The sequence below is a fragment of the Streptomyces sp. NPDC058157 genome, assembly GCF_042884105.1.
Classification (GTDB): domain Bacteria; phylum Actinomycetota; class Actinomycetes; order Streptomycetales; family Streptomycetaceae; genus Streptomyces.
This window is the reverse complement of the sequence record NZ_JBHVUQ010000383.1, coordinates 1-2,657: the sequence shown is the minus strand read 5'-3', so window position 1 is coordinate 2,657 and position 2,657 is coordinate 1. Positions and strand designations below refer to the sequence as shown.

The window sequence follows — 2,657 nt, the reverse complement described above, 5'->3', positions numbered from 1 at the left end:
GTCATGGAACGGGAGGCGGGCCACGGAAACTGAGGACCGACAGCCGACCCGCGCCCGCACGGCAGGGGTGCGGGGGTCGCAGGCCATGGCCGTGACACGCCGCCCGAGCGGTCAGAGCGTGTCCGCTTCGCCGTCGAGCAGGCTGCGGAGCAGGCGTTCGTCCTCGTCGCTGAGCTGGGAGACGAAGCGGCTCAGGACGGCCTCGCGGTCCTCGTCCTTGGTCAGTTCCGCGTGCATCCGCCGGGCGGTCAGCCCGGAGGAGTCCTCGGTGGGGAGGTAGGCGAACCCGCGGCCGGCCCGCTTCCGGGTCACGGCGCCCTTCTCGTGCAGCCGGGACAGGATCGTCGTCACCGTCGTCCGGGCGAGGGGCGCGGCGAGCGTCTCCTGCACCTGGGCCGGTGTCAGCGGGCCGTTCGCCGCCCAGAGCGCCGCCAGCACGTCGGCCTCCAGCCCGCCGGCCGGGCGTCGCTCGGCGCTCTTGTCGCTCATGGGGTGCACTTCTCCACACGCTCGATCGTCTACAGTGCTGTAGACCGTCTACGGATCTGTAGTCGCAAGGCCGGAAGGGTGTCGTCCCGAGCCCTCGCCCCCTCACTCTATGGGAGCTGTTCGACATGGCCCTGACCATTCTCGCCGCAGCGCCCCAGCTGCTCGGCCCGCAGGCCGTGAACCCGCTGGACGCCGGTTCGCTCCTCTCGGCCTTCGGCGCCCTCGGCGTCGCGGCCGCGCTCTTCGCCGAGACGGGCCTGCTCGTCGGCTTCTTCCTCCCGGGCGACTCCCTCCTCTTCACCGCCGGCCTGCTCTGCGTCCCCGGCTACCACGGGCCGGTCCACCTCTCGCTCCCGCAGGTCGTGTGCGCGGCCGTGGCGGGAGCCCTGCTCGGAGCCCAGGCCGGCCATCTCCTCGGCCGGCGCGGCGGTCGTGCCCTGCTGGCCCGCAGCCGCAGCCGCAAGCTCCACGAGGGCGCCGCCCGGGCCGAGGGACTCCTCGGCCGCTACGGCCAGCCAAGGCCATCGTCCTGGCCCGCTTCGTCCCCATCGTGCGCACCGTCCTGAACCCGATGGCCGGAGCCCTGGGCGTACCCGCCCGCACGTTCGCGCTCTGGCAGGTTGTCGGCGGGCTCGTGTGGACGGTGGGGCTGGTCCTGGCCGGCTACGTGCTCGGCGCCTCCGTGCCCGATGTCGACCGCTACCTCCTGCCGATCGTCGCGCTCGTCGTCCTCGTCTCCCTCACGCCGCTCGCCGTGGAACTGGTCCGCCGGCGCGGCGCCCGCACCTCGAACGGAGGCTCGCATTGAGCCTGCTCGCCCTGGACGGCCCCGCCGTCGACGGGAACCTGTACACCTGGATCACCGACCGCGCCCAGCGGGCACCCTCCTGGTTCGACGGCCTGCTCGGCGCCTGGTCGAGCTACGGCCTCGCCCTCTTCGCCCTGCTGATGACGGCCGCCTGGTGGCGGGCCCGGGCGGCCGCCGATCCGGCGCGGACCGCCATGGCGCTGGCGGCGCCCCTCGTCGTGGTGGCGGCCTTCCTCGCCGACACCGCCGTCAAGTCGGTCTTCCGGGAGCAGCGGCCCTGCCAGACGCTCCACACGGTCACGCTGGAGGCCTGCCCTCCGCTGGGGGACTGGTCCTTCCCCAGCAATCACGCCGCCATCGCCGCCGCGGCGGCCGCCGCCCTGTGGGTGACCGACCGGCGGCTCGCGGCCGTCGCCGTGCCGGCCGCCCTGCTGATGGCCTTCTCCCGGGTCTGGGTGGGCGCGCACTACCCCCACGACGCCGTACTCGGCCTGGCCGTCGGGGCGGTGATCGGCGGGCTGCCGACCCGTCAGGCCCGGCGGGCGGCCCCGCTCGTGCGGAGGCTGGACGGCACCGCCCTGCGGCTGCTGGTCACCTCCAGGTGAGGATCCCCGGCCCGCCTCCCGCCACCCCACCGCGATCGTCTACAGTCCTGTAGACGTTGGTCGGGCCGCCGTCCGCTTCCCGGCCGGGGGGCGATGACGGCTGCCCCGACCTGCACCGGCCAGGCGGCGCGCGTGGCGCCGGGAGGGTGGCACCGACGATGGCGGGCACCGACAGCAGGCAGACGGCGACACGCAGACGGACCCCGGAGCCTGCGGAGCAGGGCCGCCCGGGCCGGGCCGCGGCGGGCCTCTCCAAGGTCCCCGAGGTGACGGCCTGGTTCTGGACCGTGAAGATCCTCACCACCGGCATGGGGGAGACGGCGTCCGACTTCCTGGCGCGGACACTGGGCCCGGTCCCGGCCGGCTGCCTCGGGCTGCTGGGCCTGGCGGCCCTGCTGTTCCTCCAGTTCAGGTCCGCGCGCTACCGGCCGTGGCTGTACTGGTCGGCGATCGTCATGCTCAGCGTGTTCGGCACGATGGCCGCCGACGTCATCCATGTCGTCGTCGGCGTTCCGTACCCGGTGTCGGCCGCGGGCTTCGCGCTCGCCCTGGGCGCCGTCCTGGCCCTCTGGCACGCATCCGAGCGGACCCTCTCCATCCACAGTGTCCACACGCCCCGCCGCGAGTTCTTCTACTGGGCGACGGTGCTCACCACCTTCGCCCTGGGCACCGCGGTGGGCGACCTCACGGCCGGCACCCTGCACCTGGGCTACCTGCCCTCCGGTCTCCTCTTCGCCGCCCTGATGGCCCTGCGC

The 2,657-nt window shown here is 74.2% G+C and carries 3 protein-coding genes and 1 pseudogene; 3 read left to right on the top strand and 1 reads right to left on the bottom strand.

What is annotated here, in order from left to right; all coding sequences use genetic code 11:
• Positions 1 to 111: 111 nt before the first annotated feature.
• On the bottom strand, positions 112 to 489 hold the full coding sequence (locus tag ACFVXK_RS38080) for a BlaI/MecI/CopY family transcriptional regulator (protein WP_389621820.1): 378 nt from the start codon (positions 487 to 489) through the stop codon (positions 112 to 114).
• A gap of 125 nt (positions 490 to 614) precedes the next feature.
• Between ACFVXK_RS38080 and ACFVXK_RS38075 the strand changes: the two are divergent.
• The 3 genes and pseudogenes from ACFVXK_RS38075 to ACFVXK_RS38065 all read left to right on the top strand — a co-directional run.
• Positions 615 to 1,297, top strand: a pseudogene (locus tag ACFVXK_RS38075) (DedA family protein).
• Entirely contained in the window at positions 1,294 to 1,902 is a 609-nt protein-coding gene (locus ACFVXK_RS38070) for a phosphatase PAP2 family protein (RefSeq protein WP_389621817.1), read from the top strand. The pseudogene ACFVXK_RS38075 and the gene ACFVXK_RS38070 overlap by 4 nt, the downstream one beginning before the upstream one ends.
• Before the next feature lie 158 nt (positions 1,903 to 2,060).
• Positions 2,061 to 2,657: hypothetical protein (locus tag ACFVXK_RS38065; RefSeq protein ID WP_389621814.1), on the top strand; the 597-nt coding region annotated here is incomplete at its 3' end.

Coding starts and splice junctions, on each gene's coding strand:
- ACFVXK_RS38080 (WP_389621820.1), bottom strand. CDS start 489: ATGAGCGACAAGAGCGCCGAGCGACGCCCGGCCGGCGGGCTGGAGGCC.